This window comes from Tateyamaria omphalii (assembly GCF_019802125.1).
Taxonomy (GTDB): domain Bacteria; phylum Pseudomonadota; class Alphaproteobacteria; order Rhodobacterales; family Rhodobacteraceae; genus Tateyamaria; species Tateyamaria omphalii_B.
This window is the reverse complement of record NZ_JAHVHT010000001.1, coordinates 474,354-501,349: the sequence shown is the minus strand read 5'-3', so window position 1 is coordinate 501,349 and position 26,996 is coordinate 474,354. Positions and strand designations below refer to the sequence as shown.

General features: G+C 61.2%; 23 protein-coding genes. 8 read left to right on the top strand and 15 right to left on the bottom strand.

The annotated features are described in order from the left end of the window. Nucleotides 1–73 precede the first annotated feature (73 nt). The 4 genes from KUV51_RS02470 (at nt 74) to pdeM (ending at nt 5,667) form a co-directional block, all read left to right on the top strand. On the top strand, nt 74–1,381 hold the full coding sequence (locus KUV51_RS02470; RefSeq protein WP_222520030.1) for an ATPase: 1,308 nt from the start codon (nt 74–76) through the stop codon (nt 1,379–1,381). Next, nucleotides 1,378–2,169 (top strand): NAD(P)-dependent oxidoreductase, encoded by a 792-nt coding sequence (locus KUV51_RS02465; protein WP_222520029.1) that lies wholly within the window; start codon nt 1,378–1,380, stop codon nt 2,167–2,169. The genes KUV51_RS02470 and KUV51_RS02465 overlap by 4 nt, the downstream gene beginning before the upstream one ends. Before the next feature lie 288 nt (nt 2,170–2,457). After that, the gene (locus tag KUV51_RS02460) at nt 2,458–4,896 is read left to right on the top strand and encodes a ligase-associated DNA damage response DEXH box helicase (RefSeq protein ID WP_222520028.1); all 2,439 of its coding nucleotides are present in this window, start codon (nt 2,458–2,460) and stop codon (nt 4,894–4,896) included. 99 nt (nt 4,897–4,995) lie between these two features. After that, entirely contained in the window at nt 4,996–5,667 is a 672-nt protein-coding gene (gene pdeM / locus KUV51_RS02455) for a ligase-associated DNA damage response endonuclease PdeM (RefSeq protein ID WP_222520027.1), read from the top strand. A gap of 105 nt (nt 5,668–5,772) precedes the next feature. Here pdeM and folD read toward each other — a convergent pair whose 3' ends face one another. The 14 genes from folD to KUV51_RS02385 form a co-directional block, all read right to left on the bottom strand. Beyond that, nucleotides 5,773–6,675: a bifunctional methylenetetrahydrofolate dehydrogenase/methenyltetrahydrofolate cyclohydrolase FolD gene (gene folD / locus KUV51_RS02450; protein ID WP_222520026.1), complete on the bottom strand. Its 903-nt coding sequence runs from the start codon at nt 6,673–6,675 to the stop codon at nt 5,773–5,775. Between the two features lie 19 nt (nt 6,676–6,694). Further along, the gene (locus tag KUV51_RS02445) at nt 6,695–7,168 is read right to left on the bottom strand and encodes a hypothetical protein (RefSeq protein ID WP_222520025.1); all 474 of its coding nucleotides are present in this window, start codon (nt 7,166–7,168) and stop codon (nt 6,695–6,697) included. Between the two features lie 108 nt (nt 7,169–7,276). Continuing rightward, on the bottom strand, nt 7,277–8,953 hold the full coding sequence (locus tag KUV51_RS02440) for a formate--tetrahydrofolate ligase (RefSeq protein ID WP_222520024.1): 1,677 nt from the start codon (nt 8,951–8,953) through the stop codon (nt 7,277–7,279). 197 nt (nt 8,954–9,150) lie between these two features. Beyond that, entirely contained in the window at nt 9,151–9,750 is a 600-nt protein-coding gene (locus tag KUV51_RS02435; RefSeq protein ID WP_222520023.1) for an MOSC domain-containing protein, read from the bottom strand. Between the two features lie 99 nt (nt 9,751–9,849). Next, nucleotides 9,850–11,766, bottom strand: coding sequence for an ATP-dependent zinc metalloprotease FtsH (gene ftsH / locus KUV51_RS02430; RefSeq protein WP_222520022.1), 1,917 nt, complete (start codon nt 11,764–11,766; stop codon nt 9,850–9,852). A 77-nt stretch (nt 11,767–11,843) separates the two neighbouring features. Next, on the bottom strand, nt 11,844–13,091 hold the full coding sequence (tilS, locus tag KUV51_RS02425; RefSeq protein ID WP_222520021.1) for a tRNA lysidine(34) synthetase TilS: 1,248 nt from the start codon (nt 13,089–13,091) through the stop codon (nt 11,844–11,846). Between the two features lie 3 nt (nt 13,092–13,094). Then, nucleotides 13,095–13,922, bottom strand: a complete 828-nt coding sequence (locus KUV51_RS02420; protein WP_222520020.1) for a tetratricopeptide repeat protein — start codon at nt 13,920–13,922, stop codon at nt 13,095–13,097. A gap of 18 nt (nt 13,923–13,940) precedes the next feature. Continuing rightward, nucleotides 13,941–14,462, bottom strand: a complete 522-nt coding sequence (pal, locus tag KUV51_RS02415) for a peptidoglycan-associated lipoprotein Pal (protein WP_222520019.1) — start codon at nt 14,460–14,462, stop codon at nt 13,941–13,943. 88 nt (nt 14,463–14,550) lie between these two features. Beyond that, nucleotides 14,551–15,867 (bottom strand): Tol-Pal system beta propeller repeat protein TolB, encoded by a 1,317-nt coding sequence (gene tolB, locus KUV51_RS02410; protein ID WP_410001055.1) that lies wholly within the window; start codon nt 15,865–15,867, stop codon nt 14,551–14,553. Beyond that, nucleotides 15,864–16,964 carry an energy transducer TonB gene (locus KUV51_RS02405; protein ID WP_222520018.1) on the bottom strand — a complete coding sequence of 367 codons (1,101 nt, stop codon included), beginning with the start codon at nt 16,962–16,964 and terminating at the stop codon, nt 15,864–15,866. Before KUV51_RS02405 ends, tolB begins: the two co-directional genes overlap by 4 nt. Nucleotides 16,965–16,968: 4 nt before the next feature. Next, the gene (tolR, locus tag KUV51_RS02400; RefSeq protein ID WP_222520017.1) at nt 16,969–17,442 is read right to left on the bottom strand and encodes a protein TolR; all 474 of its coding nucleotides are present in this window, start codon (nt 17,440–17,442) and stop codon (nt 16,969–16,971) included. Nucleotides 17,443–17,445: 3 nt separating this feature from the next. Next, a complete protein-coding gene (gene tolQ, locus KUV51_RS02395; protein WP_222520016.1) occupies nt 17,446–18,141 on the bottom strand; it encodes a protein TolQ in 696 nt (231 codons plus the stop codon). 103 nt (nt 18,142–18,244) lie between these two features. After that, nucleotides 18,245–18,670, bottom strand: a complete 426-nt coding sequence (locus tag KUV51_RS02390) for a YbgC/FadM family acyl-CoA thioesterase (RefSeq protein WP_261385611.1) — start codon at nt 18,668–18,670, stop codon at nt 18,245–18,247. 120 nt (nt 18,671–18,790) lie between these two features. Beyond that, nucleotides 18,791–22,393: a hydantoinase B/oxoprolinase family protein gene (locus KUV51_RS02385; protein WP_222520015.1), complete on the bottom strand. Its 3,603-nt coding sequence runs from the start codon at nt 22,391–22,393 to the stop codon at nt 18,791–18,793. Between the two features lie 114 nt (nt 22,394–22,507). Between KUV51_RS02385 and KUV51_RS02380 the strand changes: the two genes are divergently transcribed. The 3 genes from KUV51_RS02380 (at nt 22,508) to KUV51_RS02370 (ending at nt 25,365) form a co-directional block, all read left to right on the top strand. Continuing rightward, the gene (locus KUV51_RS02380) at nt 22,508–23,467 is read left to right on the top strand and encodes a TRAP transporter substrate-binding protein (protein WP_222520014.1); all 960 of its coding nucleotides are present in this window, start codon (nt 22,508–22,510) and stop codon (nt 23,465–23,467) included. A 68-nt stretch (nt 23,468–23,535) separates the two neighbouring features. Continuing rightward, entirely contained in the window at nt 23,536–24,060 is a 525-nt protein-coding gene (locus KUV51_RS02375; RefSeq protein WP_261385610.1) for a TRAP transporter small permease, read from the top strand. A 3-nt stretch (nt 24,061–24,063) separates the two neighbouring features. After that, entirely contained in the window at nt 24,064–25,365 is a 1,302-nt protein-coding gene (locus KUV51_RS02370) for a TRAP transporter large permease (protein WP_222520013.1), read from the top strand. On the opposite strand, the gene KUV51_RS02365 is transcribed toward KUV51_RS02370, so the two are convergent. Then, on the bottom strand, nt 25,362–25,883 hold the full coding sequence (locus KUV51_RS02365; RefSeq protein WP_222520012.1) for a winged helix DNA-binding protein: 522 nt from the start codon (nt 25,881–25,883) through the stop codon (nt 25,362–25,364). The genes KUV51_RS02370 and KUV51_RS02365 overlap by 4 nt on opposite strands. Nucleotides 25,884–26,020: 137 nt before the next feature. On the opposite strand from KUV51_RS02365, the gene KUV51_RS02360 reads away from it, so the two are divergent. Continuing rightward, complete coding sequence (locus KUV51_RS02360) at nt 26,021–26,899, top strand: hypothetical protein (RefSeq protein ID WP_222520011.1); 879 nt, start codon at nt 26,021–26,023, stop codon at nt 26,897–26,899. Nucleotides 26,900–26,996 lie beyond the last annotated feature (97 nt).

The following is a 26,996-nucleotide window of genomic DNA, read 5'->3' as shown; positions in this document are numbered from 1 at the left end:
TAAGGTCACAATTTGGCCGAACTGCTGCGTTACGTCAGACAAAACGAAACGCAGCAGAGCACAGGCCAACCCCATGAACATGCAAGTCTCGGACGTGATCGCGCCCCCGGCGCCGAAACGGTTGCAGGACATGCAACTGCCCGTGGTCATGATGCGGGACATCCTGCTCAAAACCATGTTCCGCAAGAACCTCGACATGGTTTCGGACCTGTCCGTCGCGATGTGCCTGCCCATCCCCGTGGTACAGGAACTGATCGACATGTGCCGCGACCAGCGGCTGATGGAGGCGACAGGCACGCTCAACGCCAACAATGGCAATGAGATGGGCTACCAGCTGACCGACGGCGGCAAGGCACGCGCGCTCGACGCGCTGGCCCAATCCGAATATTTCGGCGCCATGCCCGTCCCGCTCGACGTCTACCGCGAGCAGGTCAAGCGCCAGTCCATCCGCAACATCATGGTCACACGACAGCAGCTCACCGGCGCCATGGGCCACCTCGTCCTACCCGAAGACCTGCTGGACCAGCTTGGCCCCGCCGTCTCGGCCGGCCGCTCGATCCTGATGTACGGCCCCCCCGGCAATGGTAAATCCTCGATCTCCAACGGCATCCGCGACGCGCTGGGGGACAATGTCTATGTCCCGCGCGCCATCGAATATGCGGGCCAGGTGATCACGGTCTATGACCCCATCGTCCACGTCCTCGCCCCCGAAGACGCGCAGGACCCGACATCGCTGCGCCGCGTGACACCCTATGACAAGCGCTACGTCAAATGCGAACGGCCCACGGTGATCACCGGGGGTGAGCTGTCACTGGACATGCTCGACCTCGTCTACAACCCCACGGCCCGCACATATCAGGCCCCGCTGCAGCTTAAATCCACCGGCGGTATCTTCATCGTGGACGACTTGGGCCGCCAGGCCGAACCGCCGCAGGCACTCGTGAACCGCTGGATCGTACCGCTCGAGGAGTCCAAGGACATCCTCGCCCTGCAATCGGGCGAAAAATTCGAAGTGCCCTTCGACACGCTGGTCGTCTTCTCGACCAACTTCCACCCGAATGAGATCTTCGACCAGGCGGCCCTGCGCCGGATCTTCTTCAAGATCAAGATCGACGGCCCCGACCAGGCGAACTTCCTGAAAATCTTTGCCATGGTGGCCAAGAAGAAAGGGATGGCCCTGAACGAGGAAGCCCTCGTGCACCTCCTAAAGGTCAAATACCCGACCATCGACAACATCTACGCCAACTACCAACCGAACTTCCTGATCGACCAGATGGTCGCGATCTGCAACTTCGAAGGCATCCCGCTACAAATGCGTCCCGACCTCATCGACCGGGCCTGGGCCAACATGTTCGTCAAGGACGAGCATATCGTCAAATGATCGGGCTCGCGGGATGTGGGCGCATGGGGCTGCCGATGCTGGAGGCCCTGCGCGATGGCGGTGTGGACGCCATGGGGTTCGACGTGGTCCATCCGGGCCCCCGCTATGCGACGACCAACATAATGGCTTTCGCGCCAAAGCTGGAGACTTTGTTCTCAGTCGTCCGAGACGAGGAACAGACTGACGCCCTCCTCTTTGACACACAGAACCTGATGGGCACGGCACCTAATCTGCGGCGGATCTTCATCTGCTCCACACTCTCGCCCCGCTATGTGCGCGACCTGCGCACCCGTATCCCGGATCACATCACGCTGATCGACGCACCCATGTCCGGTGCCGCCATCGCCGCAGAAGACCGCAGGCTCAGCTTCATGCTGGGCGGGTCAGATCGCGACATCGCAGACGCCACGCCCCTGCTGGCGCTCATGGGCGAGCACTTCCACCACATGGGGGACTTCGGCGCAGGAATGCAGACCAAAGTGCTGAACAACCTGCTCGCCGCCTCGCACACCGCCATGACGCGCCTCGTGCTCGACTGGGCGGATGAGGCCGGGCTGGACACCCAGCACCTCCTGAACCTGATCGAGACATCTTCGGGCCAGAACTGGCTCGCCTCCGGCTTCAACACAATCGAGTTCGCCAAACACGGCTACGCGCCCGACAATTCCATCGGTATCCTGGTCAAGGACGTGGACGCCGCCCTCGACGCCGCCCCCGCGGATGCCGACACGTCTCTGCCAAAACAGGTGCAGGCGACGATCCTGCAACTCCGCCCCAGGACCTCTTGAAGCGGTAGGGCGGGCTTCAGCCCGCCAAAACACCCCACCGTACGTTGCGTTAACCACCGCCCAACCGCCCGTTGGGGGTGCACAGGGGGTGTACGGATGGTGCACGGGGGGTGACACCCTGCCATACGCCCTTAAGCTCAATGAACATTGGGTAAATCCGCACGCGAATCGACAGCATCTTCATTTCGCCAAATAAACTTCCGCCCATTGCCCGAAAGGTGGGTTTCCCCACCGAAAGGGGAGGCTCCCGCACTTCCCACAGGCGCCCCACCCGCTACATTGCGCTCCATGACCACCCTCCCCCAAATCTTCACCGACTGGTTCACGTCCAAAGGCTGGTCCATCCACCCCCACCAGCAACAGATGCTGGACCGCGCCCACGACCCCGCTCTTCTTCTGATCGCCCCCACAGGCGGCGGCAAGACCCTCGCCGGTTTCCTGCCCACGCTGGCCGACCTGACAACAAACGAACACGCGGGGCTACACACCCTCTACATCTCCCCGCTCAAGGCCTTAGCCGCTGATATCAAACGAAATCTCCGCACCCCGGTCGAGGAAATGGGCCTCGACATCCGCATCGAGGACCGGACCGGCGACACCTCCCAAACCCAGAAAAAACGCCAACGCGCCGACCCGCCACACATCCTTTTGACGACCCCGGAAAGCCTCGCCCTGCTCACCAGCTACGAAGACGCCCCGCGCATGTTCGCTGGTCTCAAACGGGTGATCGTCGATGAAATCCACGCGCTCGCCGAAAGCAAACGCGGCGACCAGATGTTCCTCGCCCTGTCGCGCCTCCAGGCCCTCCGCCCCGATCTGAAGCGCGTCGGCCTGTCGGCCACGGTCGAGGATCCACAAGCCATCGCCCACCTCCTCGCCAAACACCCGGACCCCTGCGACATACTACATGCAGACCCAGGCCCGCCCCCCGACATCCAGATGTTGGTCACAGACGCCCCCCCCCCCTGGTCCGGCTCAGGCGGCAAATACGCCATCCCGGCAGTGTTGGAAGAGGTGAAGAAACACAAAACCACCCTCATCTTCCACAACACCCGCGCCCAGGCCGAGCTCTATTTCCACAACATCTGGCTCGCCAATGAAGAGCAACTGCCCATCGGCATCCACCACGGCAGCCTCGACCGCCAGCAACGCGAAAAGGTCGAACAGGCCATGGTCGACGGGCAGCTCAAGGCCATCGTCTGCACCGGCACGCTCGACCTCGGCATCGACTGGGGCGACGTCGACCTGATCATCCAGGTCGGCGCTCCCAAAAATGTCAAACGCCTCGTCCAACGCATCGGCCGCGCCAACCACCGCTACAACGCGCCGTCCAAGGCGCTGCTCGTGCCCGCCAACCGGTTCGAGGTGGTCGAATGCGTCGCCGCCCTCGACGCCGTGCACGAGGGCGCGCTCGACGGCGATCCGCGCGGTCCGGGTCCCCGCGACGTGCTCTGCCAACACATCCTGATACGCGCCTGCGCGGGCCCGTTCGATGCGATGAACCTCTACCAAGAGGTGAAGAGCACCGGCGCCTATAGCACTCTAACAAAAGAAGAATTCGACGCCTGCCTCGATTTCTGCGCCACCGGCGGCTACGCCCTGCGCGCCTACGACCAGTTGAAACGCCTGCTCCAACGCCCTGACGGCCACTGGCAGTTGCGCGACCCGCGCAGCGCCCAACGCATCCGCATGAACATCGGCACCATTCAGGACACCGACACGGTCAAGGTCCGCTGGAAAGGCCGCGGCGGCAAACCGCTGGGCGAGATCGAAGAAGGCTTCGCCGCCACCCTAACCCAAGGCGATACGTTCCTCATCGGCGGCCAAATCGTGCGCTACGACTCCTTGCGCGAAATGACCGTCCAAGTGACCCGCGACGCCGCCAAGAAGCCCAAGATCGCCACCTTCCTCGGCACCAAGTTCGCCACCTCCACCCAGCTTTCCCACCGCATCATCGAGATGTTCCAGCAGGACACGTGGCCCGCCCTACCCCCACACACCTCAGAATGGTTGACGCTCCAACGCGAGGTCAGCCGCCTCCCCGAACCGGGCCGCCTGCTGATTGAAAGCTTCCCGCACGACAACCGCATCCACACCGCCGTCTACGGCTTTGCGGGTCGTAACGCTATGCAAACATTGGGACTTCTGCTCACCAAGCGCATGGAAGAAACCGGCCTCAACCCCCTGGGCTTCCTCGCGACGGACTATGCCACCCTGATCTGGGGCCTCGAAAAAATCACCGACCCGCAGCCCCTTTTTGACATCGACGCGCTCCGCAATGGCCTGGACACCTGGCTTGCCGGCAACGCCGTGATGAAACGCACCTTCCGCGCTTCGGCCACCATCGCGGGTCTCATCGAACGCAACCTGCCCTCGAACCGTAAAACGGGCAGGCAGGCCACATTCAGCTCCGACATCCTCTACGACACGCTGGCCAAATATGACCCCGACCACCTCATGCTGCAGATCACCCGCGAAGAAGCCATGCGCGGCCTCGTCGACTTCGGCCGGATCGAGGAAATGTGCGCCCGCATCGGCGACAGGATCGACCTGATCGAACACAACCGCGTCACGCCACTCGCCGCGCCACTCATGCTCGAAGTGGGCCGCGTCCCAATTAAAGGGCTGGCCGAAGAGAAGCTCCTTGCCGAAGAAGCCGAGCGCCTCATGACCACGGCTGGCTTGCCACCAGAACCCAGAAAGAAAGAATGGCGCGTGCCTTTCTGATCCACCTTCATCTTGCCAGATAAACTTCGGGGTTTGGGGCAGAGCCCCAACCGTAAGGCGCATCTTGATGCGCCCCCTGCGCAGGCGTATGAACAAAAAATGAACACTTGCGATCTATCCCTCGCTGGCGCCGCGCTCAAAGCGCTCGGTTCCGGCGCTCTCCACTGGCCAGACAAGAACCTCCTGTGCGTCTCCGATCTCCATCTGGGCAAGGCCGAACGCATCGCACGGCGCAACGGCATCCACCTGCCGCCCTACGAAACCCGCGACACGCTCACCCGCCTCGCCGCCGATCTCGACGCAACAGGCGCGCGCACCGTCATCTGCCTCGGCGACAGCTTCGACGACCTCACCGCCGCACGCAGCCTGCCCGAAGAGGAACAGCTCTGGATCACCCGACTGCAAGCCGGTCGCCGCTGGATCTGGATCGAAGGCAACCACGATCCAGGCCCCATCGAATTCGGCGGCACGCATCTCGCCGAACTGCCCATCGGCCCGCTCACCTTCCGCCACATCGCCGAACCCGGCGCCACAGGCGAAGTGTCGGGCCATTACCACCCCAAGGCCACGCTGCAGACGCGCGCCCGCGCCATCTCGCGCCCGGCCTTCCTGATCGACAGCGACAAGCTGATCCTGCCCGCCTACGGCACCTATACAGGCGGGCTGCGCAGCCACGATATGGTACTGACAAAGCTGATGCGCCACGACGCAACTGCGATACTCACCGGCCCCAAACCAGTGCAGGTGCCCATGCCACGCGGGGCCGCATAGGTCGTCTTTCCGTGCGACAAAGATGGCAAAACCTTCTTCGCCGCACGCAAGGCCCAATGGTCTGGGACAAAATCGTAAGGCGGAGGTGTCCTCCGCCCCACCACCTTAGGCCGTTAAGCCCTCCGGCTCCGCCAAGCCGTTCGCCCGGCAGCACGCCGTCACGGTGTTCGCCAGAAGGCACGCAATGGTCATCGGCCCCACACCGCCCGGCACAGGCGTGATGGCTCCGGCCACCTCGGCGCAGCTGTCATAGTCGCAATCGCCCACAAGCCGCGTCTTGCCTTCGCCCTTTTCCGGCGCGTCAATCCGGTTGATGCCCACGTCAATCACGGTCGCCCCCGGTTTGATCCATTCACCCGTCACCATCTCGGGCCGCCCCACGGCAGCGACGACAACATCCGCGCCGCGCACCACGTCCTGAATGTCCTTGGTCCGCGAATGGGCGATGGTCACGGTGCAGCTGTCGTTCAACAAAAGCTGCGCCATCGGCTTGCCCACGATGTTAGATCGGCCGATGACGACCGCATTCAAACCCGACAGCGACCCATGATGATCGCGCAGCATCATCAGGCAGCCCAGCGGCGTGCAGGGCACCATCGACTTTTGCCCCGTCCCCAACAGACCAACATTCGAGATGTGGAACCCGTCCACATCCTTGGCCGGATCGATGGAGTTGATCACCAGATCCTCGTTCAGATGGCCCGGCAGCGGAAGCTGCACCAGAATGCCGTGGATCTCAGTATCTTCGTTCAGCGATTTGACCACCGCCAGCAGATCTTCTTCGGACGTGTCGGCATCCAGCTTATGCTCGACGCTCTTCATGCCGACCTCGACGGTCATCTTGCCTTTCGAGCGGACATAGACCTGGCTCGCGGGGTCCTCGCCCACCAGCACAACCGCAAGACCGGGGGTGATGCCATGCGCCTCTTTCAGGCGGGCCACATGATCGGCCACCTGGCCCCGTACCTTGGCCGCAAAGGCCTTTCCATCAATCACAGTCGCGGTCATGCGGGTTCAGTCTCCTTGATTATCGGACGAAGTTCACCTGATGCGACCAGGTTTCGCCATCGCTGATCACCAGCGTGTCGAATTCCATGAGTTGCAGCAGATCGAAAAAGGTCGCTACGAATTGCAGCTCTTGCGCGCGGAAGAAATCGTTGTTGCGCATATTGGATGTCATCTGCGCCAGCACGGCGCGGGCGCGGAACAGGGTCGAAAACACGTCGTCATCCAGGGCGATGACGTTCAGATGCTTGGCATCCTCGCCCTTGGCAAAGAACACGAAACGCGGGCTTTCCGGTGCGGCAAGCTGGGCAACGGTCAGGTTGGTGACGAAATCAACACGCACGCCCTTGCTGGACTGTGGCGCCTGGCGGATCACGCGCGTGAAACTCTCGGTCGAGGTCACGTCGGGGTAGTAGTATCCCTCATACCGCTCCTGTGCGTGGACCGCGGCCGTGGCGAACACAAGGGTGGCAATCAATGCAAGTAATCTGGTCATGGGTCATCCTCCAAGTGATGGAGATACGCTGACCGCCCAAGCGGCACCGGGTCAATCGGGTTTCAGCCCCGTCATCGCTTTGTGACGGGGCCGAGAGATGGTTTGTGATCAGAACAGACCTTCGATCTGGCCGTCATCGTTCAACATGATGCTTTCAGCGGACGGAACCCGCGGCAGGCCCGGCATCGTCATGATCTCGCCGCAGACAGCAACGATAAAGCCAGCACCGGCGCTCAGACGCACTTCGCGCACCGGCACCGAGTGGCCCGTGGGCGCACCGCGCAGGTTTGGATCGGTCGAGAACGAGTATTGCGTTTTCGCCATGCAAACCGGCAGGTTGCCATAGCCCTGCTCTTCCCACAGCTTCAGCTGATCGCGGATCTTCTTGTCCATCAGCGCCTCGTCCGCGCGGTAGATGCGCTTGGCGATGGTCTGGATCTTCTCGGCGAGCGGCATGTCGTCCGGGTAGATGGGCGAGAAATTGGCCGTGTCGGCGTCGGCCAGTTCAGCAACCTTGGTCGCCAGATCGGCAGACCCTTCGGAGCCCAGTTCCCAGTGGCGCGACAGGATGGCTTCGGCCCCCTGCTCAGCCACGAAGTCCTTGACCGCCTGGATCTCCGCGTCGGTGTCCGTGACAAAGTGGTTGATCGCCACAACCACCGGCACGCCAAAGGATTTCAGGTTCTCAATGTGACGGCCGAGGTTCGGGCAACCTGCCTTCACGGCGTCGACATTCTCAGCACCCAGGTCGGCCTTCGCCACACCACCGTTCATCTTCATCGCACGCACAGTCGCCACGCAGACCACAACTGACGGGGCCAGCCCGGCTTTGCGGCACTTGATGTTCATGAACTTCTCGGCACCGAGGTCCGCACCAAAGCCCGCCTCGGTCACAACGTAGTCCGCCAGCTTCAGGGCCGTCGTGGTCGCGATAACCGAGTTACAGCCATGCGCGATGTTCGCGAAGGGACCGCCGTGCACAAAGGCCGGGTTGTTCTCCAGCGTCTGCACGAGGTTCGGCTGCATCGCGTCCTTGAGCAGAACCGTCATCGCGCCATCCGCCTTGATGTCACGCGCAAAGACGGGCGAACGGTCGCGACGGTACGCGACGATCATGTCACCCAGACGCTTCTGCAGATCCTTGAGGTCCTTGGCGAGACACAGGATCGCCATGACTTCAGAGGCAACGGTGATGTCAAAACCCGCCTCGCGCGGGAAACCGTTGGCGACACCACCCAAAGATGCGGTGATCTGGCGCAGCGCCCGGTCATTCATGTCGACCACGCGGCGCCACACAACACGGCGGGTGTCGATTTCCAGCTCGTTGCCCCAATAGATATGGTTGTCGATCATCGCCGACAGCAGCGAATGGGCCGATGTAATGGCGTGAAAGTCACCCGTGAAGTGCAGGTTCATCTCTTCCATCGGCACGACCTGGGCATAGCCACCGCCAGCGGCCCCACCTTTCATGCCGAAGTTCGGACCGAGGGATGCTTCGCGGATACACACGCAGGCATTCTTGCCGATGCGGTTCAGGCCGTCACCCAGACCCACGGTCGTGGTGGTCTTGCCCTCGCCCGCAGGGGTCGGGTTGATGGCAGTCACAAGGATCAGCTTGCCGTTCTGACGGTCCTGCACCGAGTTGATGAAAGATTGCGACACCTTCGCCTTGTCATGGCCGTAGGGCAGCAGGTCGGCACTTTCGATGCCCAGCTTGGCACCGATCTCCTGGATCGGTTTCTTGTTCGCTTCGCGCGCGATTTCGATGTCGGATTTGTAGGCCATGATGCTCCCCGCAGTCCTTGGATTGGGCACGTCTTTCGTGGCCTGCATACAGGCGCATGCCTAGGGGTCATGCGCGCGATTCCGACATTTTGGACGATATGAGCGGCCCAATTGGGACCAAGGGTTTCATTTCGGAAACGACTGCGAAACTCGCGAAACCTGCGATGGGCGGAGGACACCTCCGCCTTACGATTGCGTCAGCTCGCCCGCGCGGCCTCCAGATGCGGCCAGACGGGCTGGTCCGGGACATGCAGCGTCAGCGTGTCACCCAGCGTCAAACGCCCACCATGCTCCACCCACGCGGTGACGCCCCGCCGCCCCTTCGCTGCAGGCTTGTAGAGCTTGCCAAAACCTTCAGCTTCCGCCTCGATCTCTTTGCCGGGATAGATGCAGGGGCGGTTTTCGATGTCTACGGCAATGCCCACACCGCTGTCGGACATAAGGCGCGAGGCAGGTGGAACGTGGGTGAAGTTGGGAATACCCTCAATGACCAGTGATGCACCGACCCAAGACGGATCGATGCGTTCCAACCCCATAGTCTCAGCCGTCAGCGCCAGTTCCTCTGCACTGACAATGCACAATTGCCGCGTGTTCCTGATCTCGGTGCCGGGCGTGTACTGGCTGCGCACACGGCTACAGGACGGGCGTGTTGGACCGCCGTGGTCCTCACCCGGAAAGCCATCAAGCGTCACATCCACCGCATCCGCAGGCACCGCCCGCAAGCTTTCCGCACGGCTCGGCACATGGCCGAGCCAAGTGATGGTGGCAGTGAACGATGTGGGCTTGAGCGCAGGCATGATCGTGACCTTTTCCAGATTCGTGCATCGCGCACTAAAAGGCCCCGCACAGGGCGGGGCCAATGACTTTTTGTGACGCTGATTTCAGCAAATGGAATGTCAGGTCGGTTCCGGTTCCATCCCGCCATCGCCCGAGGGACCAGACTTTTTCTTGGCCTTCGGAATGGCGGTCAGGCTGGGCTTCTTGTCTTCGACAGCCGAGCCCCCTTCGTCATCATCGGGCGCATGAGGCGGCTCGCCCCGCATCACGCGGCCAATCTCTTCGCCGGTCAGGGTCTCGTACTCCAGAAGGCCCTGCGCCAGACGCTCGAACTCTTCCTGGTTTTCCTCGATGATCTTGCGCGCCAGCTCATAGCCATCCTGGATGAACCGCTGCACTTCCTGCTCCACCAACTCCTTGGTGTTGGCAGAAACGGAGAAACCGGCCGTATTCCCCTGATAGCCCTGTGCGGCTTCGGAATAGTCGATATTGCCGACCTTGTCCGACATGCCCCATTGCAGCACCATCGCACGAGCCAGGGCAGAGGCTTGCTGGATATCCCCCGCAGGCCCGTTCGACACCTGATCCTCACCGTATTTGAAGATCTCGGCCGCCTTTCCCGCCATCGTCATGGCCAAACGTTGGTGGCATTCGTCCTTGAACATGTTCAGGCGGTCCATCTCAGGCAGGCTCATCACCATGCCAAGCGCACCACCGCGCGGAATGATCGTCGCCTTGTAGACGGGATCGCATTTGGGCAGCAAATGCCCGACAAGTGCGTGCCCAGCCTCGTGATAGGCGGTCATTTCCTTTTGCTCCGGCGTCATGACCATGCTGCGGCGTTCCGGCCCCATCATGACCTTGTCCTTCGCGCTCTCGAAATCGACCATGGTGACGAACCGGCGACCCACACGCGCAGCCATGAGTGCAGCCTCGTTCACGAGGTTCGCCAGATCAGCACCGGAGAAGCCCGGAGTACCACGTGCAATGATGCGCAGATCGACATCGGGACCCAGCGGCGTCTTGCGCGCATGCACGCCCAGGATCTTCTCACGGCCCTTGATGTCGGGATTGCCCACCGTGACCTGACGGTCAAACCGGCCCGGACGCAGCAGCGCGGGGTCCAGCACGTCCTTACGGTTGGTGGCCGCGATGATGATCACACCTTCGTTGGCTTCAAAACCGTCCATCTCGACCAGCAACTGGTTGAGGGTCTGCTCGCGCTCGTCATTGCCGCCGCCGTAGCCTGCGCCACGGTGGCGACCCACGGCGTCGATCTCGTCGATGAACACGATGCAGGGCGCATTTTTCTTCGCCTGCTCGAACATATCACGGACACGGGACGCACCCACACCGACAAACATTTCGACAAAGTCGGAGCCGGAGATGGTGAAGAACGGCACACCCGCCTCACCCGCCACGGCACGGGCCAGCAGCGTCTTACCGGTACCCGGAGGGCCCACCAGCAGCGCGCCCTTGGGGATCTTACCGCCCAGACGGCTGAACTTCTGCGGGTTGCGCAGGAACTCGACGATCTCGTCCAGCTCGTCCTTGGCCTCGTCAATACCGGCCACGTCATCAAAGGTCACGCGGCCATGCTTTTCGGTCAGCATCTTGGCCTTGGACTTGCCAAAGCCCATGGCGCCACCTTTGCCGCCACCCTGCATCCGGTTCATGAAGTAGACCCAGACGCCGATCAGCAGCAGGAAGGGCAACAACGAAATGATAAAGGTCTGGAAACCAGACTGCTGTTGCGGCTCGACCTGCACAGGCACTTCGTTCGCGATCAGCAGATCGGTCACGGCCGCGTCTTCGGGCTTGATGGTCACGAACTCTTCGGACCCGCGGCGGAAGCGCACCTGCTCACCGTCCAAAGTGGCGGACGTCACGGTGCCGTCTTCAACAGCGCTTACAAACTCGGAATAGGTGATCTCGCGGCTTTGCAGCGTGTTGCCCGACCCGCCAAACAGGTTGAACAGCGCGAGGATCAGCAGAAACAGTACAACCCAGAAGGCGATATTACGTGCGTTTCCCAAGGAAAATCTCCTGATTTTGCCGGCGCACGACCTTTGCGCACACCGTTTCCTCTAAGATAGCTATGCCACACACATGTTCAATGAGATAAAAGTGCGGCGAAAAAGGCGTCCTTGCCGCCATCAAGTTCTGCTGTCCATTCGTCGTCAAAGCCGACAAAGGGGGCTGCGACCAGCTCTTCGCCGTACCAGACGGCAGGGGATGCCGCGAGGGCCGCGCGAGGCAAGCCGATATCGCGCCAGCCTTCTATGCCCGCCAGCGCTTCATATCCCAGCGGACGCACTTCCAAATCGGGATCATCTTCGGGGCCGGTGATCAACCAGCGGTCATCCCACATATCGCCCACTTCACACACCATATCCTTTACCGCGTTCAGCTCACGGAAAACCCAGATCATGCCATTCTCAACACATACCTGGCACCCGTCCAGCGTTGCACTTTGCCCCGTGCGCACGGCGGCAATGGCGCGCGCCACCGGGTCCTTGCGGGGGGGATAGACATGCTGAGACGTCCAGCTGAGCGTATGCACCATCAAACGACGCGCAATTTCCTGCGGCAGCAGCCGGAACTTTGCCAGGTCGATCGCAATGACGCCATGGATCACCTGAGCCATATCCTGCGCCGCCAAAAAGGTCTGCCAATCAAGGGCTTCTCGGGTACGGGCCATGTGTTCAGCCACGCCAACCAAGGTCTCGGCCGTGATGCCCAAAGTGCCTAGAATGGTCAAAGCGTCGCGCACGCGTACCCGCTCGAATTGGCGGGATGTGTTGCTTGGATCTTCGCACCAATTGATACATGCTGCGCGGAGGTAGTTGCGCAGGGCAGAACGCTCAATTCCAAGAAAGGGGCGGACCCAGGTGATTCCATGCCGCACGCGACGTGCGGCCATGGCGCTTAACCCATCCACGCCCGAACCACGGGCGAGCCGCATCAGAAACGTTTCGGCCTGGTCATCCGCCGTGTGACCCAGCGCGACTGTCCCGATCCGGTTTGCGCTGGCCCAATCTCCAATCAGTTCGTATCGCGCATCTCGCGCCGCGGCCTGCAAGTTTCCCTGTCCGTCCCAGCCGGTCCAATACTCCACGTGATGTGGCAGATCCCAATGCGAACACAGGTCCGTCACCAAAGCGACCTCTTCTTTCGCCTCATCGCGCAGGCCATGGTCTACGGTGATGACGTGCAACTCAACGTCATTGTCGCGGCAATAGTGCACAAGTGCCGCCATCAGAGCCACCGAGTCGCCCCCTCCGGACACGGCAACACCCAGTTTGCCGGGCGGCGCAGCACCCATCTGCGCCTCGATTGCGGCGATCAGAGGGGCCAGCATGGGCTATGAACAGCCGATGTTCTGCATTGCACCTTGTGCGTCCGCAATCACCTGTGCGCCGGGGAAACGGACACCAACCTCGGCCAGTGTCACGCAGGCTTCCTGCGTCTGGCCCAGACGTCCCAACGCTGCCCCAAGTTTGTAGAGCGCTTCGGCTGCCATCGGTCCCTCAGGTGACAGGGTGAAGGCCGACAGAAAAGCCCGCGCACCCTCGCGCACGTCGCCCAAGCCTTCCAGCGCATCGCCGCGCCGCACCTCGGCCTCTACCGCGAGGGGTCCGCCCGGGTAGGTCTCATTAAAGGTCGCAAACTGGTCTGCGGCGGCCCGAAAGTCACCGGATGCGAGCGCCTCCTGCGCCCGCTCAAAGTCGGCCTTCTCCTGGGTTGCAAGCTGTGGCGCATCTGTCGCCGGTTGGGACGGCGCCGGGGCTGTGACAGGGGCCTCACCTCCGCCCAGAACCGGCGTATCGCCCAGCGCGCCAATGTCGCAGCCCGGCTCAAGTTCGCACAGGCGGAATTGCAGGTCACCGACGCGGTTCGTGCCATCGCTGACAACAGAATTGATGCGGAACTCAAGCTGTTCGGTCTTGTCGGTCAGACGGCGCAACTCGCGCTCAATGACATCGACACGGTCAAGCACGGAGCCGCCACCGGTCACACCGCCCGCGGTACCGCCGGTTGTCGACAGCTCCCGCTTCAGGCGCTGCACTTCGGTGTTCAGCACGATCAGCTCTTGCCGAATGTCGGCCAGCGTCTGGTCCTGCGCCACCGCTGGCGCGGCCATGGCAATCGCCAAAAGCGCGCCTGTCAAAAACCGTTTCCCCACTGACATGCCCCTTGTCACTTCAGCTTAACTGGTCAGCCCACCGGCCAGCACCGTAACAGCCCGGCGGTTCTTGGCATAGCAGGCTTCTTCGCTGCACACCTCGATCGGGCGCTCCTTGCCGTAGCTGACCACCTGCAAGCGCCCCGGTTGCACACCCTGGCTCACCAAATAGGCACGGGCCGCATCGGCGCGACGCGCACCCAGGGCCAGGTTGTATTCCCGCGTGCCCTGCTCGTCTGCGTGACCCTCGATCACGGCAGTATAATCGGCGTTCTGCAACAGCCACACGGCCTGACCGTCAAGTGTGGCACGACCCTCAGGGGTCAGTGTGGACTGATCGACGGCAAACAGCACCCGGTCGCCCACGGCCTGCTGGAAATACGCGGGCGAGGCGGGATCAGATGCGCTGCCCGGAACCACACCGCCATTTGCGCCATTGGCAAGCGGGTCGTTTCCAGTGCCTGCGCCGCCCAAGCTGGCCGGATTGGTACACGCGGCCACACCCAGCGCCGCGCACAGCATCAACATCGAAGTCTTCAGTTTCATGGCCTCTGCCTCTCTGGTTGTCGCGCCGCTCTGGCGGCATCTTATGTTCAGACTATCACGTTCCTCAGCGAGAGGAAAACGCATCCCTTCAATTCTGCAATGGCCCCCAGGACGGGTCCGACCCGCCATCCGGCGTGCGCACCGGGCGCAGGTTCCGGCCCGTGATATCGACCGAATACAGCGTCGACCGGCCCGCAGCCCCTTGGGTCTCGCGCGAGAACATGACCACGCGGCCATTTGGGGCCCAGGTCGGGCCTTCATCCAGGAAGGAGGCGGTCAGCAACCGCTCCTCCGAGCCATCGGTGCGCATCACGCCGATGTGGAAGCGCCCCTTGGACTGCTTGGTAAAGGCGATCAGATCGCCGCGCGGCGACCACACAGGTGTGCCATAACGCCCCTCGCCAAAGGAAATCCGCCGCGCCTCACCCCCGCCTGCGGGCATGACATAAAGCTGCTGCGTGCCTGACCGGTCGCTTTCAAACACCATCTGGTTGCCGTCCGGGCTAAAGCTGGGGGCCGTCTCGATCGCGGGCGTCGATGTCAGGCGCTGCGACTGGCCCGAATTGATGTCCATCGACCAGATGTCCGTGTTCGCCCCTTGGGTCAGCGAATAGACAACGGTCTGTCCATTTGGCGCAAAGCGGGGGGCAAAGCTCATCGTGCCGGGCTGGCTTTCCAGCACCCGGCGCTGCACGCTGCCCACGTCCAGAACATAGATGCGGGGAAAGCCCGTCTCGTAACTGGTGTACAGCACTCGGTCGCCCGTGGACGAAAAGCGCGGGGCAAGCACAATGGACTCAGAGCCCGTCAGATACTGCACATTGGCCCCGTCGTAATCCATGATGGCCAATCGTTTGCGCCGCTCGGCCTTTGGCCCGGTTTCGCTGACAAAAACGACCCGGCTGTCGAAATACCCGGTCTCGCCGGTTATCCGGGAATAAACGACATCGGCCATCTTGTGCGCGATCCGACGCCAGGCATCCGTTGTCCCTGCCAACTGCAAGCCGTCGCCAAGCTCCGCACCCGAAAACACATCATAAAGTCGGAACTTCACGTTGATCTGGTTGCCGTTCACGCTGACAGCCCCCGCCACCAAGGCCTGCGCGTTGATGGCTTTCCAGTCGGCATATTGCACGGGGGCCGCAAAGTCGCTGACCTGGCTGATAAAGGCCGATGACGGGATCTCCCGGAAGAGGCCCGTGCCTGTCAGATCTTCGGCCACGACACGCGCAATGCGCTGGCCCCAGTCACCTGCTCCGCTTCCTTCCGGCACGAGGTCTGGAATGGCCACGGGCAAGGGCTCAATCACCCCTTCGGTGATCTCGATCCGCAAGGGACCATCCTGTGCCGCGGCCCATGCAGGGGCCAGGCACATCAGGATCAGACAAAGCACTCGAACCATCATTTGATACGCATCCTTTCGGGATTGAACGTCATCTCAATTTCTTTCCACTGCCCATATTTCTCGGCAGGCAGATCATAACCATCGCGCGTGCAGCGAATGATCGCGCGGCGCGCCGCCTCAAAGGCTTGCTGTGCGGCAGCCTGGCTGCCGCCTGAACTCGACGCCAGCGTGATCGACGGGATCACGGGTTTGCCGTCCTGGCTCATGTCCACGGTCACCACGACCGTGGTCTGCAATGCCTCGGACGACAGCGATCCAACATTCCAGCAGTTCGATACGGCCACACGCAGCGCATCCTTTTCTCCCGCCGACAGTGGCGGGCCTTGCGGCACGTTATCTTCGGCCCCACCCAGCGCTTCGCGCAAGGCATCATTTACGTCATCGCTCGTGTCAGCCGGTTCGGCCGCCGGCGCGGGTGTCTCCGGCTCGGGCGCAGGTTCGGCTGTCTGCACAGGCGGACTGGGCCGGCGCGCGGGTGGTCGAATGGACGTCGTGGGCGCGCCTGCTGGCTCGTCGGCCTCGGTCACGATCTCGGTCGTGGCCTCTTCGGGCGCGGTGGCTTCCTGCTCTTCCGCCTGCGTTTCGCCCGTATCGCTCTCCGTTACAGCGTCCTGCTGCACATCATCCGGCGTCGCCTCGGGCTCAGGTGGGGCAACGGGGTCCGGCGCCACACGCTCGGCCGCACGCGGCACCGGGCGCTGTGCGATATCCGGTACAACAACGGCCTGATCCTGCGGCGCAGGCTGCACCGGCGCATCATCAGCAACCTCCGGCTCCGGCTCCGGCGCAGGCGGTTCGGGCACAGGATCGGGCTCAGGCGCGGGTGTCGGCTCGGGCGGCTCCGCCTCGACAGCCTCATCGGGCACGGGCGTCTCAACCGGATCAGGCTGAACATCAGGCTGTACGGGCAAGGCCACGTCGGTTGCCGTGTCCGGCGTCGGCCCGGTCGGCAGCATCGCCTCGAACGCATCGGACGAGATCACCGACACCTCCGTCACCTCGAACGGCAACGGCTCGGACTGGAACGACCCGCCAAACAGCATCCAGCCGATCAGGCCCGCATGCCCGATGCCCGATATGACCTGCCCGGTGTTCAAGGGGTTACCCCTCCTCGCCGTCCAGCGTCGGCCCGCCAATGTCGGTCACAAGGCCAATGTTCGAAAACCCGCCCGCGTTGAGCGCACCCATCACCTGCATCACCTGCTCGTAGGGGACCGCCCCATCAGCGCGCAGGAACACCTGATCCCCGTCACGTTCGGCTGAAATGGCACGCAACCGGCCAATCAGCTCATCCCGTGCTACAGGGGTGGTCTGGATCTGGATCTCTCCCGTCGCGGTGACGGTGATGGTCAACGGTTCCTCCTGCTCGGTCGGCAGCGCATTGGCCGCCGTCTCGGGTAGGTTCACCGGCACGCCCACCGTCAGCAGGGGGGCCGCCACCATAAAGATGATGAGCAGCACCAGCATCACGTCCACAAAGGGCGTGACGTTGATCTCGGACATCGGGCGCGCCCGGCTGCGCTTGCGCCGCCGCGAGCCTCCGCCCCCGTCCTTCTGAATGACACCCGCACCCATGGCTCAGCCGTCCAACTGGCGGCTCAGGATCGTGGCAAACTCGTCCGAGAAAGCCTCGTACCCCGCCACGATCTGATCACTGTCCGCACTCAGCTTGTTGTAGAAGATCACCGCCGGAATAGCGGCGAGCAGGCCCAGACCGGTGGCCAGAAGCGCCTCGGCAATGCCGGGTGCCACAACCGCCAGATTGGTGTTCTGCTGCTCGGCAATCTCGATAAAGGCGTTCATGATGCCGATGACGGTGCCGAACAGGCCAATGAACGGCGCCGATGAGCCCACGGTGGCCAGCACGGTCAGCCCGCCCTGCAACCGCTCGGCTTCCTTGGCGATGGCCACGTCCATGGATCGGTCAATCCGACTGGTCGCCCCCGCGATCAGCCCGCCATCCTCACGATGCGACCGCTGCCACTCGATCATGCCTGCGGCGAACACCTTTTCCGACGGACCATTCGGCTCCGGCCCGATCTGGTCAAACAGCCCATCCAAAGGCTCCCCCGACCAGAACGCGCGATCAAACCGGTCGGCCTCTGCCCGCGCGCGGCGGTAGACCAGCAATTTCTGAATGATGATGGCCCACGCCCAGAACGATGCAACGATCAGCATGATCATCACCAGTTTCACCGTAAAGGTCGCGCGCAAGAAAAGCCCCCACATCGAGAAATCAACCTCGTGCGCCAGGGCGAGCGTCTCTGCTTCCATACTGCCTGCTCTTTTGTTTGGCCGCTTGTTCGGCTCTTGTCTGGCGCAAAGACTAAGGCAAAGGACAGGGGAAAGCTATCACTTCGGCGTCAGAACACCGGCATTATGTGTTCATTGCGCGGATTTCCGCGGGCAAACGCACCGGTTTCCCGGCCGTTGTCATGGTCACGGCGACCACATGGGCGCGGAACAACACCTGCCCGTCCCGCTGCACCTCCTGATCAAAGGTCCAGCGTACGGGGCTCGCGGCACGGTGGGTCGTCACCACCTCCAGCCGGTCCGCCATCCGCGCAGGCGAGATGTAATCCGCCTCTACCCGCGTCACGACAAACACAATCCCATCGGCCCGCATGGCGACCTGGTCCAGACCGCATTGTTCCACGATTTCAGACCGCGCACGCTCAATATATCGCAGGTAATTGGCATAGTAGACGACCCCGGCCATGTCGGTGTCTTCGTAGTAAACGGTCAGCGGAAAACGATGCGGTGTCATGGGCGCCTCGGTAACTTGTGCTGGTTCATAGATCATGACGAAAACAGTACGTGCAAGAGCCCAGGGACACAGAAGAAGCGGACGCACAGCACAAAAGCTGTCTGCGACACCTATGCGTTCAGGTAGACCGGATCGGACCGCCCGGAGCATGACAGATCAAGTGAGCGGCTCACCAAACCCGCCGCCGCCCGGCGTTTTGAGAACAAATACATCGCCGGGCTGCACGTGGGCGGCATCGTTGCCCTCGAGCATTTCGATACTGCCATTGGCACGTTCAACCGCGTTCTCACCCGTTTGACCCGAAAGTCCACCGTTCGCACCGTGTGGGCAAGTCACCCGGTGCGACGTCAGTACTGTCACGGTCATGTCCTCCAGAAAGCGCAGTTTGCGTACAATACCATCGCCGCCGGCAAAGGCCCCTGCCCCGCCCGACCCACGACGGATCGAAAACTCCTCCACACGGATTGGAAAACGTGTTTCCAGCACCTCTGGGTCGGTCATGCGCGTATTGGTCATGTGACTGTGAACGGCACTGGCACCGTCAAATCCGTCTCCTGCACCAGTGCCGCCGCAGATGGTTTCATAGTTCTGCACGCGGTCATTGCCGTACACGAAATTGTTCATTGTACCTTGGCTGCCTGCAATCACGCCCAAGGCTCCGTAGAGCGCGTCAGCGATGGCTTGCGACACCTCGGTATTGCCGGAAATGACAGCGGCGGGTGCGCGCGGATTGATCATCGTTCCCTCCGGCACGACGAGTTCCAAGGGCTTCAGGCACCCCTCGTTCATCGGGATACTCGTGCCCACGAGTGTGCGAAAGACGTACAACACCACGGCTCGGCAAATAGACAGCGGCGCATTGTAGTTCAGCGGATCCTGCACTGACGTGCCTGTAAAATCGAGCTTTGCCTTTCTCGCCGCCTTGTCCACCGTGATAGCCACCTTGATCAGCGCGCCGCTGTCCAGCGGATACGAAAAGTCGCAGTCATGCAGCACATCGAGTACGCGGCGCACGCTCTCTTCGGCATTGTCCTGAACGTGACGCATATAGGCGTGCACAACCTCCAGACCGAACTGCCGTGTCATCTTTCGCAATTCGCGCTCACCGGTCGCGTTGGCTGCAATTTGTGCGGCAAGATCGGCCATGTTCTGATCGACATTCCGACAGGGGTATGCGCCCGACGACAAAAGCGCGCGTGCGGCCTGCTCCTGCAACACACCTTCCTTCACCAGCAGGAAGTTATCGATCAACACCCCTTCGTGTTCCACATGGGTGCTGTCGGGCGGTGCTGATCCGGGAGTTGTACCGCCAATGTCCGCATGGTGACCGCGCGAGGCCACGGTGTAGAGGATACGTTCGCCAGCATAATCAAAGACTGGCGTGATCACCGTGACATCCGGCAGGTGAGTGCCGCCATTGTAGGGGTTGTTCATCATGTAGACATTGCCGGGCCTGATACGACCCGCATTCTGTCTCAGCACTGTACGCACAGCATCGGACATGGACCCAAGGTGCACCGGCACATGCGGCGCGTTTGCCACCAGATCGCCCGCTGCATCGAAAATCGCGCAGGAGAAATCCAGCCGCTCCTTGATGTTCACCGAGTACGCAGTGTTGGCGAGGGTCGCGCCCATCTGCTCGGCAATGGACATATAGAGGTTGTTGAACACCTCAAGCATTACCGGATCGACAGCCGTGCCAACAGCTTCTTTTCGGTCAAGCGGAACGACGCGGCGCATGACCAGATTGCCACCTGACATGCATTCCGCCCGCCAACCGTCTTCGACGATGTTGGTGCCAGTAGGCTCTGTCAGAATGGCCGGGCCGTCGATCCAATCGCCGGGGCCAAGCGCGGCGCGATCAACCAGCGAAACATGCCGCCAGCTTCCCTTTGAAAACATACGCGCCGATTTGTGAGGTTTCGTTTGGCCGCACGTGTCGGGCAAAGCAACATTTTCGCCCGTAGACCCGATGGCCTCGGCGGTCAGCAGCTCTACGATCAGATGATCGTAGTCCGGTACAAATCCAAAGCGTGTTCTATGCGCCGCCTCGAAGGCTTGAGTCATGGCGGCAGGTGTACCGAATGGCACCTCCAACAACTGATGCGCGCCATCGGTGCGGATGTGGGCCATCATCACGACAGATATATTCTCGGCGCCAATACCCTGGGATGTGACCTCGGCCACGACCAGATCCGCCATACGCTCGAGCACGGCTCTTGCCTCGGTCTCCGCCTCTACGGGTTTACCAAATTGGTATTCCTTCAAGGCACGTACATCTGCAAGTCCCATGCCAAAGGCCGACAAAACCCCGGCAAAGGGGTGGATAAACACCTGCTCCATGCCCAGCGTGTCCGCCACAAGGCAGGCGTGCTGCCCTCCTGCGCCGCCGAAGCAATTCATGGTGTACTTTGTAATATCGTATCCACGCTGCACGCTGATTTTCTTGATGGCGTTGGCCATGTTCTCGACCGCGATGCGCAGAAAGCCCTCCGCAATCTGTTCGGCAGTGTTTCCGTTGCCGATCTCGCGGGCAAGCGCGTCAAACTTCCGGCGCACAGTTTCCAAATCCAGCGGCTCATCCCCATTTGGGCCAAAGACGGACGGGAATTGCGCAGGTTGCAACTTGCCCAACAGGACATTGCAATCCGTCACTGTCAGCGGCCCTCCCCGGCGATATGCCGCAGGACCAGGATTGGCACCCGCACTTTCCGGGCCGACTTGCATGCGCCCGTCGCGATACGACAGAATCGAGCCACCACCTGCCGCAACGGTATGAATGGACATCATGGGCGCCCGCATTCTGACGCCCGCCACTTCCGTTTCGAAAGAGCGTTCATAGTCACCAGCAAAGTGGCACACATCTGTAGACGTGCCACCCATGTCGAAGCCGATCAGCTTGTCAAACCCCAGATCAGCCGCGGTGCGCACCATTCCAACCACGCCACCCGCCGGACCCGACAGGATCGCGTCCTTGCCCTGAAACATCCGGGCATCCGTCAATCCACCGTTAGACTGCATGAACATAAGGCGATCGCACCCATCGTCCTGGGCATTCAAAGCACCAGCGACCCGATCCACGTATCGGCGCAGAATAGGAGAAAGGTAAGCATCCACAACGGCGGTATCGCCCCGTGCGACGAGTTTGATCAGCGGGCTGGCCTCATGGCTGAGCGAGACTTGTGGAAAGCCGATGTCTTTTGCCATGTCGCCCAGCACAATTTCATGTGCCGTGTGGCGATAGCCGTGCATCAACGCAACCGCGATGGATCGATACCCATCGACATAGGCGCGCTCCAATGCCGCGCGGCACGCGTCGTGATCGAGCGGTTGAACAACACGGCCATCGGTGTCCAAACGTTCCTCAACCTCAAAGACGTCATCGTAGAGCAAGTCGGGGAGCTTGATGTCCAGCGCGAACAGATCCGGGCGGTTCTGATACCCGATCCGAAGCAGATCTCCGAACCCTTTGGTGATCAATAGCAACGTCCGCTCACCCTTGCGCTCCAACAGCGCGTTGGTTGCAACCGTCGTTCCCATCCTGATAGCCCCAATCCGGCCTTTTGGCATTGGTGCATCGGCAGGCACATCCAACAATGTACGAATGCCGTGAACCGCTGCGTCTGAGTAGAGTTCAGGGTTTTCCGACAAAAGTTTGTGCGTTTTCAGGGTGCCGTTCGGACAACGGGCGACAATGTCCGTGAACGTGCCACCCCGATCGACCCAGAACTGCCACTTGCTGTTACTGTCATCCTGCATGGCGACACCCCTCGAATCGAAAAACTGTTGCTTTATTTGTATAACGCTGACAATTTGTCAACGTTATGAAATCAACAGATTCGGGTTCGCCGATCCAACCGGGAGTAAGAACACATGAAACACGCATTGGTTTTCGCAGGAGCCCTCGTGGCTGCGACGTCGGCACACGCCGAAAGCTGGGACATGCCGACGCCATACGGCGATACGACGTTCCACACACAGAACATCATCCAGTTTGCCGATGACGTACGCGCAGCCACGGATGGCGGGCTGGACATCACCGTCCATTCGGCCGGATCGCTTTTCCCACACGCAGAAATCAAGGCGGCCGTGCGCAATCGCCAGGTTCAGATCGGTGAGTTTCTGCTCTCGCGCCTCTCGAACGAAGATCTCGCCTACGGCATCGACAGCCAGCCTTTCGTCGCAACCAGCTACGAAGATGCGGAAAAGCTCTGGGCCGCACAGCGTCCGGTTGTGACCGAACTTTTGGCAGAGCAAGGACTGATGCCACTGTTTTCGGTGCCTTGGCCTGCGCAAGGGCTCTATACCAATGGCGAAATCGCGGCTGTCGAGGATCTGAGCGGCCTCCGCTTCCGGGCCTACAATGCGGCACTGGAAGAAATGGCTACTCTTGCCGGGGCCGCTCCGGTGCAGATCGAGGCATCAAACATTCCCCAAGCCTTTGCCACGGGTCAGGTCGAGGCGATGATCACCTCATCCTCGACCGGTGTGAACTCGACCGCCTGGGATTTCGTGACCCACTATACCCCAATCAACGCATGGCTGCCAAAAAACATCGTGGTGGTAAACCAGCGTGTATTCGATCGGCTCGACGCTGACACCCAGACCGCCGTGCTGGACGCGGCAGCGGCAGCCGAAACCCGCGGCTGGGAGATGTCAGCCTCCGAAGCAGAAAGCAAAACCGCGGAACTCGCCGCCAACGGCATCACCGTCTACGAGCCGAGCGCAACATTGGTCGACGGGCTGCAGGGCCTCGGCGCGACCATGTTGGACAACTGGAACACCAAAGCCTCTGACGGCGCAAAGTCGATCATGACAGGTTACGGAAACTGAGCTCACGGAGCATGGCCGGTTGCAACATCTGCAACCGGCCCTTTTACATCTGCGACAAGGGTCACAGCATGAGCCGAGTGCTACAGAAAACTTATGACATTTGCGGGATGCTGGCCGGGCTGTTGATCCTTGTGATCTGCGTGCTCGTATCGGCGCAGATACTGCTGAACGCTGCCGGACGCGTGTTGCCGGGGGCGCTACCATCAACAATTCCGTCCTATGCCGACTTCGCAGGTTTCATGCTGGCCGGAGCGACTTTCCTCGCGCTTGCGCACACGCTGCGCGCCGGTGGACACATCCGGGTCAACCTTGTGACAGCACGTTTGCCCGATCGTGCGCAGTTTTATCTGGAGGCGGCTGTGTTGTTGATCGCCGCTGCGCTCGTGGCGTTCGCTGCCTGGTTCATGGTCGGCCTCGTCATCGAAAGCATCCACTATGGCGACGTCTCCAACGGGATCATCCCGGTCCCACTCTGGATACCACAGACCATAACCGCCTTCGGAATGGGGCTTCTGGGCGTCGCGATCCTTCACACTTTGGTGGACCTGTTGAGCGTGGGCAGACCCGTGCTGACCACTCCAGACGAGGTTTAACCGATGCCAGATCCTTTCATTGGCCTGACCCTACTCGCAATCCTGGTCGCGCTTCTGGCCTCGGGCGTGTGGGTGGCACTGTCTCTCACGCTGGTCGGGTTGGCGGGGCTTGTGCTGTTCTCGAACGCGCCGGCGGGGCTTATCCTTGCCACCACCTTCTGGGGTCACTCGCACAGCTGGGCGCTGACGGCCCTTCCCCTGTTCATTTTGATGGGTGAAATCCTGCTGCGGTCCCGAATGAGCGATGACATGTTCACCGGACTGGTTCCATGGCTCAGCCGCGCGCCGGGTCGGCTCTTGCATGTGAACGTTTTCGGTTGCGCGATATTTGCCGCCGTGTCGGGTTCATCCGCTGCGACAGCCGCAACCATCGGGCGCATGTCGGTGCCGGAGCTGACACGGCGCGGCTATCCCGAAAGCCTGATCCTCGGAACTCTGGCAGGCTCCGCGACACTTGGACTGCTCATTCCGCCCTCGATCATTCTGATCGTCTACGGCGTCGCGACCGAGCAATCCATCGCCCGCCTTTTCATTGCCGGTATTCTTCCTGGGCTGATGCTGATCGCCCTTTTCGCGGGTTACGTTGCCATCCGCGCATGGATGAAACCCGAACTGATCCCCCGCATCGACCAACAATTTTCACTCCGTGAAAAACTCTACGCCTCGCGCCGTCTCGTACCGGTCGCACTGCTGATTGGCGGGGTGATCGGGTCGATCTATGGGGGCCTCGCCTCGCCCACGGATGCCGCGGCACTCGGTGTCGTGCTGGCAACCATCCTTGCGTGGGCATCGGGCGCGTTCACATGGAAACTGTTCTTCGACGCCGTGATGTCGGCCACGCGCACCTCCTGTATGATCGCGCTGATCCTGCTGGGGGCTGCCTTCCTGTCTGTTGCGATGGGCTTCACCGGTCTGCCGCGCAACCTTGCTGCGTGGATTTCCGAAATGAACCTGTCGGTGCCCGCGCTGTTGGTGGCGCTCACGATCTTCTTCATCGTCTTGGGCTGCTTTCTGGATGGCATTTCGGTCATCGTGCTGACCACGTCGATCATCATGCCAATGGTGACGGCCGTTGGCATCGACCCGCTTTGGTTTGGCATCTACCTGGTGATCGTGGTCGAAATGAGCCAGATCACACCACCGGTGGGCTTTAACCTGTTCGTAATCCAGGGACTGACGGGAATTGACATCCTGCGCGTGGCCAAAGCGGCTTTTCCCTTCTTTCTGCTGCTTCTGGTGGGTGTGGTGCTGATCTGCATCTTCCCGCAGATCGTCACCGTCTTGCCCAACCTGATGGGGAACTAAAGTGATGCGGCAGCCCGGCTGGCTTGATCATACTGACCGGACAGGGCGCGGAGGCTGGCTGCAATCTCACGCATCTCCTCTCCGGTCATGTCAAGGCGTGACAGGCCGTCCAGAAAACACCGCTCGCGCACGTCCCGGTAGGCGCCGCACAGCGCCTCGCCCGTCTCGGACGTACGATAAAACACTTCTTTCCCGCGCTTCTCGGATTGCAGAAGTTCCATCTTCATCAACTTGCGCAGGGCGTAGTTGACCGTGTGCGTGTCCTCGATGTTGAGCAGAAAACAGATGTCGGTCAGCCGTTTGTCGCGCCCGCGGTGGTTGGTGTTGTGCAACACAAGGATTTCGAGCGGGGTCAGGTTGGTGTTTCCCGCCGCCGACATACACCGCGTCATCCAGCGCGAGAAGGCGTTGTAAGCGATGATCATGCCATACTCGATTTCAGACGCTTCCCAATTCTCGCCGTCTGCCAGATGACGGGAAGACACAATTCTGCGTTTGGTCGGTTCGGGTTTGCTCATGACTGGTCCTCAGCTCTGGCGTGCAGGGTAGATGCAAAATATATGCAAAACGCAAGTATTACGCAAATAAAGAGGTCCATGAGGACTTGTATGGCGACCGACTGTCGCGGCAACCCACGCACAGAGGGCAATGCCAAATGAACAGTCAGGCCATTCTCGCAATTGGCGTCCTGATCGGCTTTTTTGTTCCGGCCCTGTCCGACGCGCTGCGACCCCTGCTGCCGGTCACGGTGTTCATGTTCGTCTTCGGAACGCTTCTTCGGGCCGATGTTCCGCTGCTGAGAAGCGCAATGCGACAACCGCGGGTGAGTATTGTGCTCACGTCCCTGACCATGATCGTCCTACCGCTCACCGTCGGATATGTCCTGCTTGCACTATCATTGCCACAGGCCCTTGTTGCCGGTGTCGTTCTCGGCCTCGCCTCTCCACCGTCCTCGACAAATGCGGCGTTGGCGCGCCTTTTTGGGTACCGTGGCGAACTGCCTTTGGCACTGATCATTCTGACAACTTTGATGACCCCGTTTTCGATGCCGTTCGTGGCAGCGTTCTCGGGTCTGGTCATCTCGTCAAATGCGCTGATGGTTGGTTTGCTGAAACTGCTGTTGGGCGCCGTGATCCTGACGCTGGTGGTCAGATGGCAGTGGAGCACGTGGATCGACAAACAAGCATCGCGCATCGATGGGCTCATTGTAGGGGCTTTGTTTGTGTTTGCCATCGGGTCCATGCAAGGCGTGCTCGAGGCGTCGTGGTTACATCCCAGCCTCACGATCATGCTGGCATCTGCGGCCTTTTTGACCAACCTGGCCCAACAATGCCTTGGTCTTGCATTGGGAAGTGCGGAGCCGCGCGAACGTATTGCACTCGGTCTCACGCTTGGAAACAGAAATGTGGGCCTTCCATGGGCGGCCATGGGAGCAACGCTTGATCCGCATGTGGCCCTGTATTTCGCAGTGGCCCAACTGCCGATTTTCCTCCTGCCATGGATGTGGACCATCGTCTTCAAACGCTTAGGCTGACGCACGAGCAAGGAAGGCGGTGGCCATGGCGGCGCGAATGCTCATGGGCTCAATCTTGCCGTCCTCGGCTTCGACACGCGACCGCGCACCTTTGCAC

What these genes read in the sequence shown, in the direction of transcription:
- tolQ (WP_222520016.1), bottom strand. Translation starts at nt 18,141, where the DNA reads ATGGAAGCAGAGACGCTCGCCCTGGCGCACGAGGTTGATTTCTCGATG.
- pdeM (WP_222520027.1), top strand. Translation starts at nt 4,996, where the DNA reads ATGAACACTTGCGATCTATCCCTCGCTGGCGCCGCGCTCAAAGCGCTC.
- KUV51_RS02385 (WP_222520015.1), bottom strand. Translation starts at nt 22,393, where the DNA reads ATGCAGGATGACAGTAACAGCAAGTGGCAGTTCTGGGTCGATCGGGGT.
- KUV51_RS02360 (WP_222520011.1), top strand. Translation starts at nt 26,021, where the DNA reads ATGAACAGTCAGGCCATTCTCGCAATTGGCGTCCTGATCGGCTTTTTT.
- tolR (WP_222520017.1), bottom strand. Translation starts at nt 17,442, where the DNA reads ATGGGTGCGGGTGTCATTCAGAAGGACGGGGGCGGAGGCTCGCGGCGG.
- KUV51_RS02435 (WP_222520023.1), bottom strand. Translation starts at nt 9,750, where the DNA reads ATGCCTGCGCTCAAGCCCACATCGTTCACTGCCACCATCACTTGGCTC.
- KUV51_RS02470 (WP_222520030.1), top strand. Translation starts at nt 74, where the DNA reads ATGAACATGCAAGTCTCGGACGTGATCGCGCCCCCGGCGCCGAAACGG.
- KUV51_RS02460 (WP_222520028.1), top strand. Translation starts at nt 2,458, where the DNA reads ATGACCACCCTCCCCCAAATCTTCACCGACTGGTTCACGTCCAAAGGC.
- KUV51_RS02375 (WP_261385610.1), top strand. Translation starts at nt 23,536, where the DNA reads ATGAGCCGAGTGCTACAGAAAACTTATGACATTTGCGGGATGCTGGCC.
- KUV51_RS02440 (WP_222520024.1), bottom strand. Translation starts at nt 8,953, where the DNA reads ATGGCCTACAAATCCGACATCGAAATCGCGCGCGAAGCGAACAAGAAA.
- pal (WP_222520019.1), bottom strand. Translation starts at nt 14,462, where the DNA reads ATGAAACTGAAGACTTCGATGTTGATGCTGTGCGCGGCGCTGGGTGTG.
- KUV51_RS02420 (WP_222520020.1), bottom strand. Translation starts at nt 13,922, where the DNA reads ATGTCAGTGGGGAAACGGTTTTTGACAGGCGCGCTTTTGGCGATTGCC.
- KUV51_RS02370 (WP_222520013.1), top strand. Translation starts at nt 24,064, where the DNA reads ATGCCAGATCCTTTCATTGGCCTGACCCTACTCGCAATCCTGGTCGCG.
- tilS (WP_222520021.1), bottom strand. Translation starts at nt 13,091, where the DNA reads ATGCTGGCCCCTCTGATCGCCGCAATCGAGGCGCAGATGGGTGCTGCG.
- KUV51_RS02465 (WP_222520029.1), top strand. Translation starts at nt 1,378, where the DNA reads ATGATCGGGCTCGCGGGATGTGGGCGCATGGGGCTGCCGATGCTGGAG.
- KUV51_RS02445 (WP_222520025.1), bottom strand. Translation starts at nt 7,168, where the DNA reads ATGACCAGATTACTTGCATTGATTGCCACCCTTGTGTTCGCCACGGCC.
- tolB (WP_410001055.1), bottom strand. Translation starts at nt 15,867, where the DNA reads ATGATGGTTCGAGTGCTTTGTCTGATCCTGATGTGCCTGGCCCCTGCA.
- KUV51_RS02365 (WP_222520012.1), bottom strand. Translation starts at nt 25,883, where the DNA reads ATGAGCAAACCCGAACCGACCAAACGCAGAATTGTGTCTTCCCGTCAT.
- KUV51_RS02380 (WP_222520014.1), top strand. Translation starts at nt 22,508, where the DNA reads ATGAAACACGCATTGGTTTTCGCAGGAGCCCTCGTGGCTGCGACGTCG.
- folD (WP_222520026.1), bottom strand. Translation starts at nt 6,675, where the DNA reads ATGACCGCGACTGTGATTGATGGAAAGGCCTTTGCGGCCAAGGTACGG.
- KUV51_RS02390 (WP_261385611.1), bottom strand. Translation starts at nt 18,670, where the DNA reads ATGATCTATGAACCAGCACAAGTTACCGAGGCGCCCATGACACCGCAT.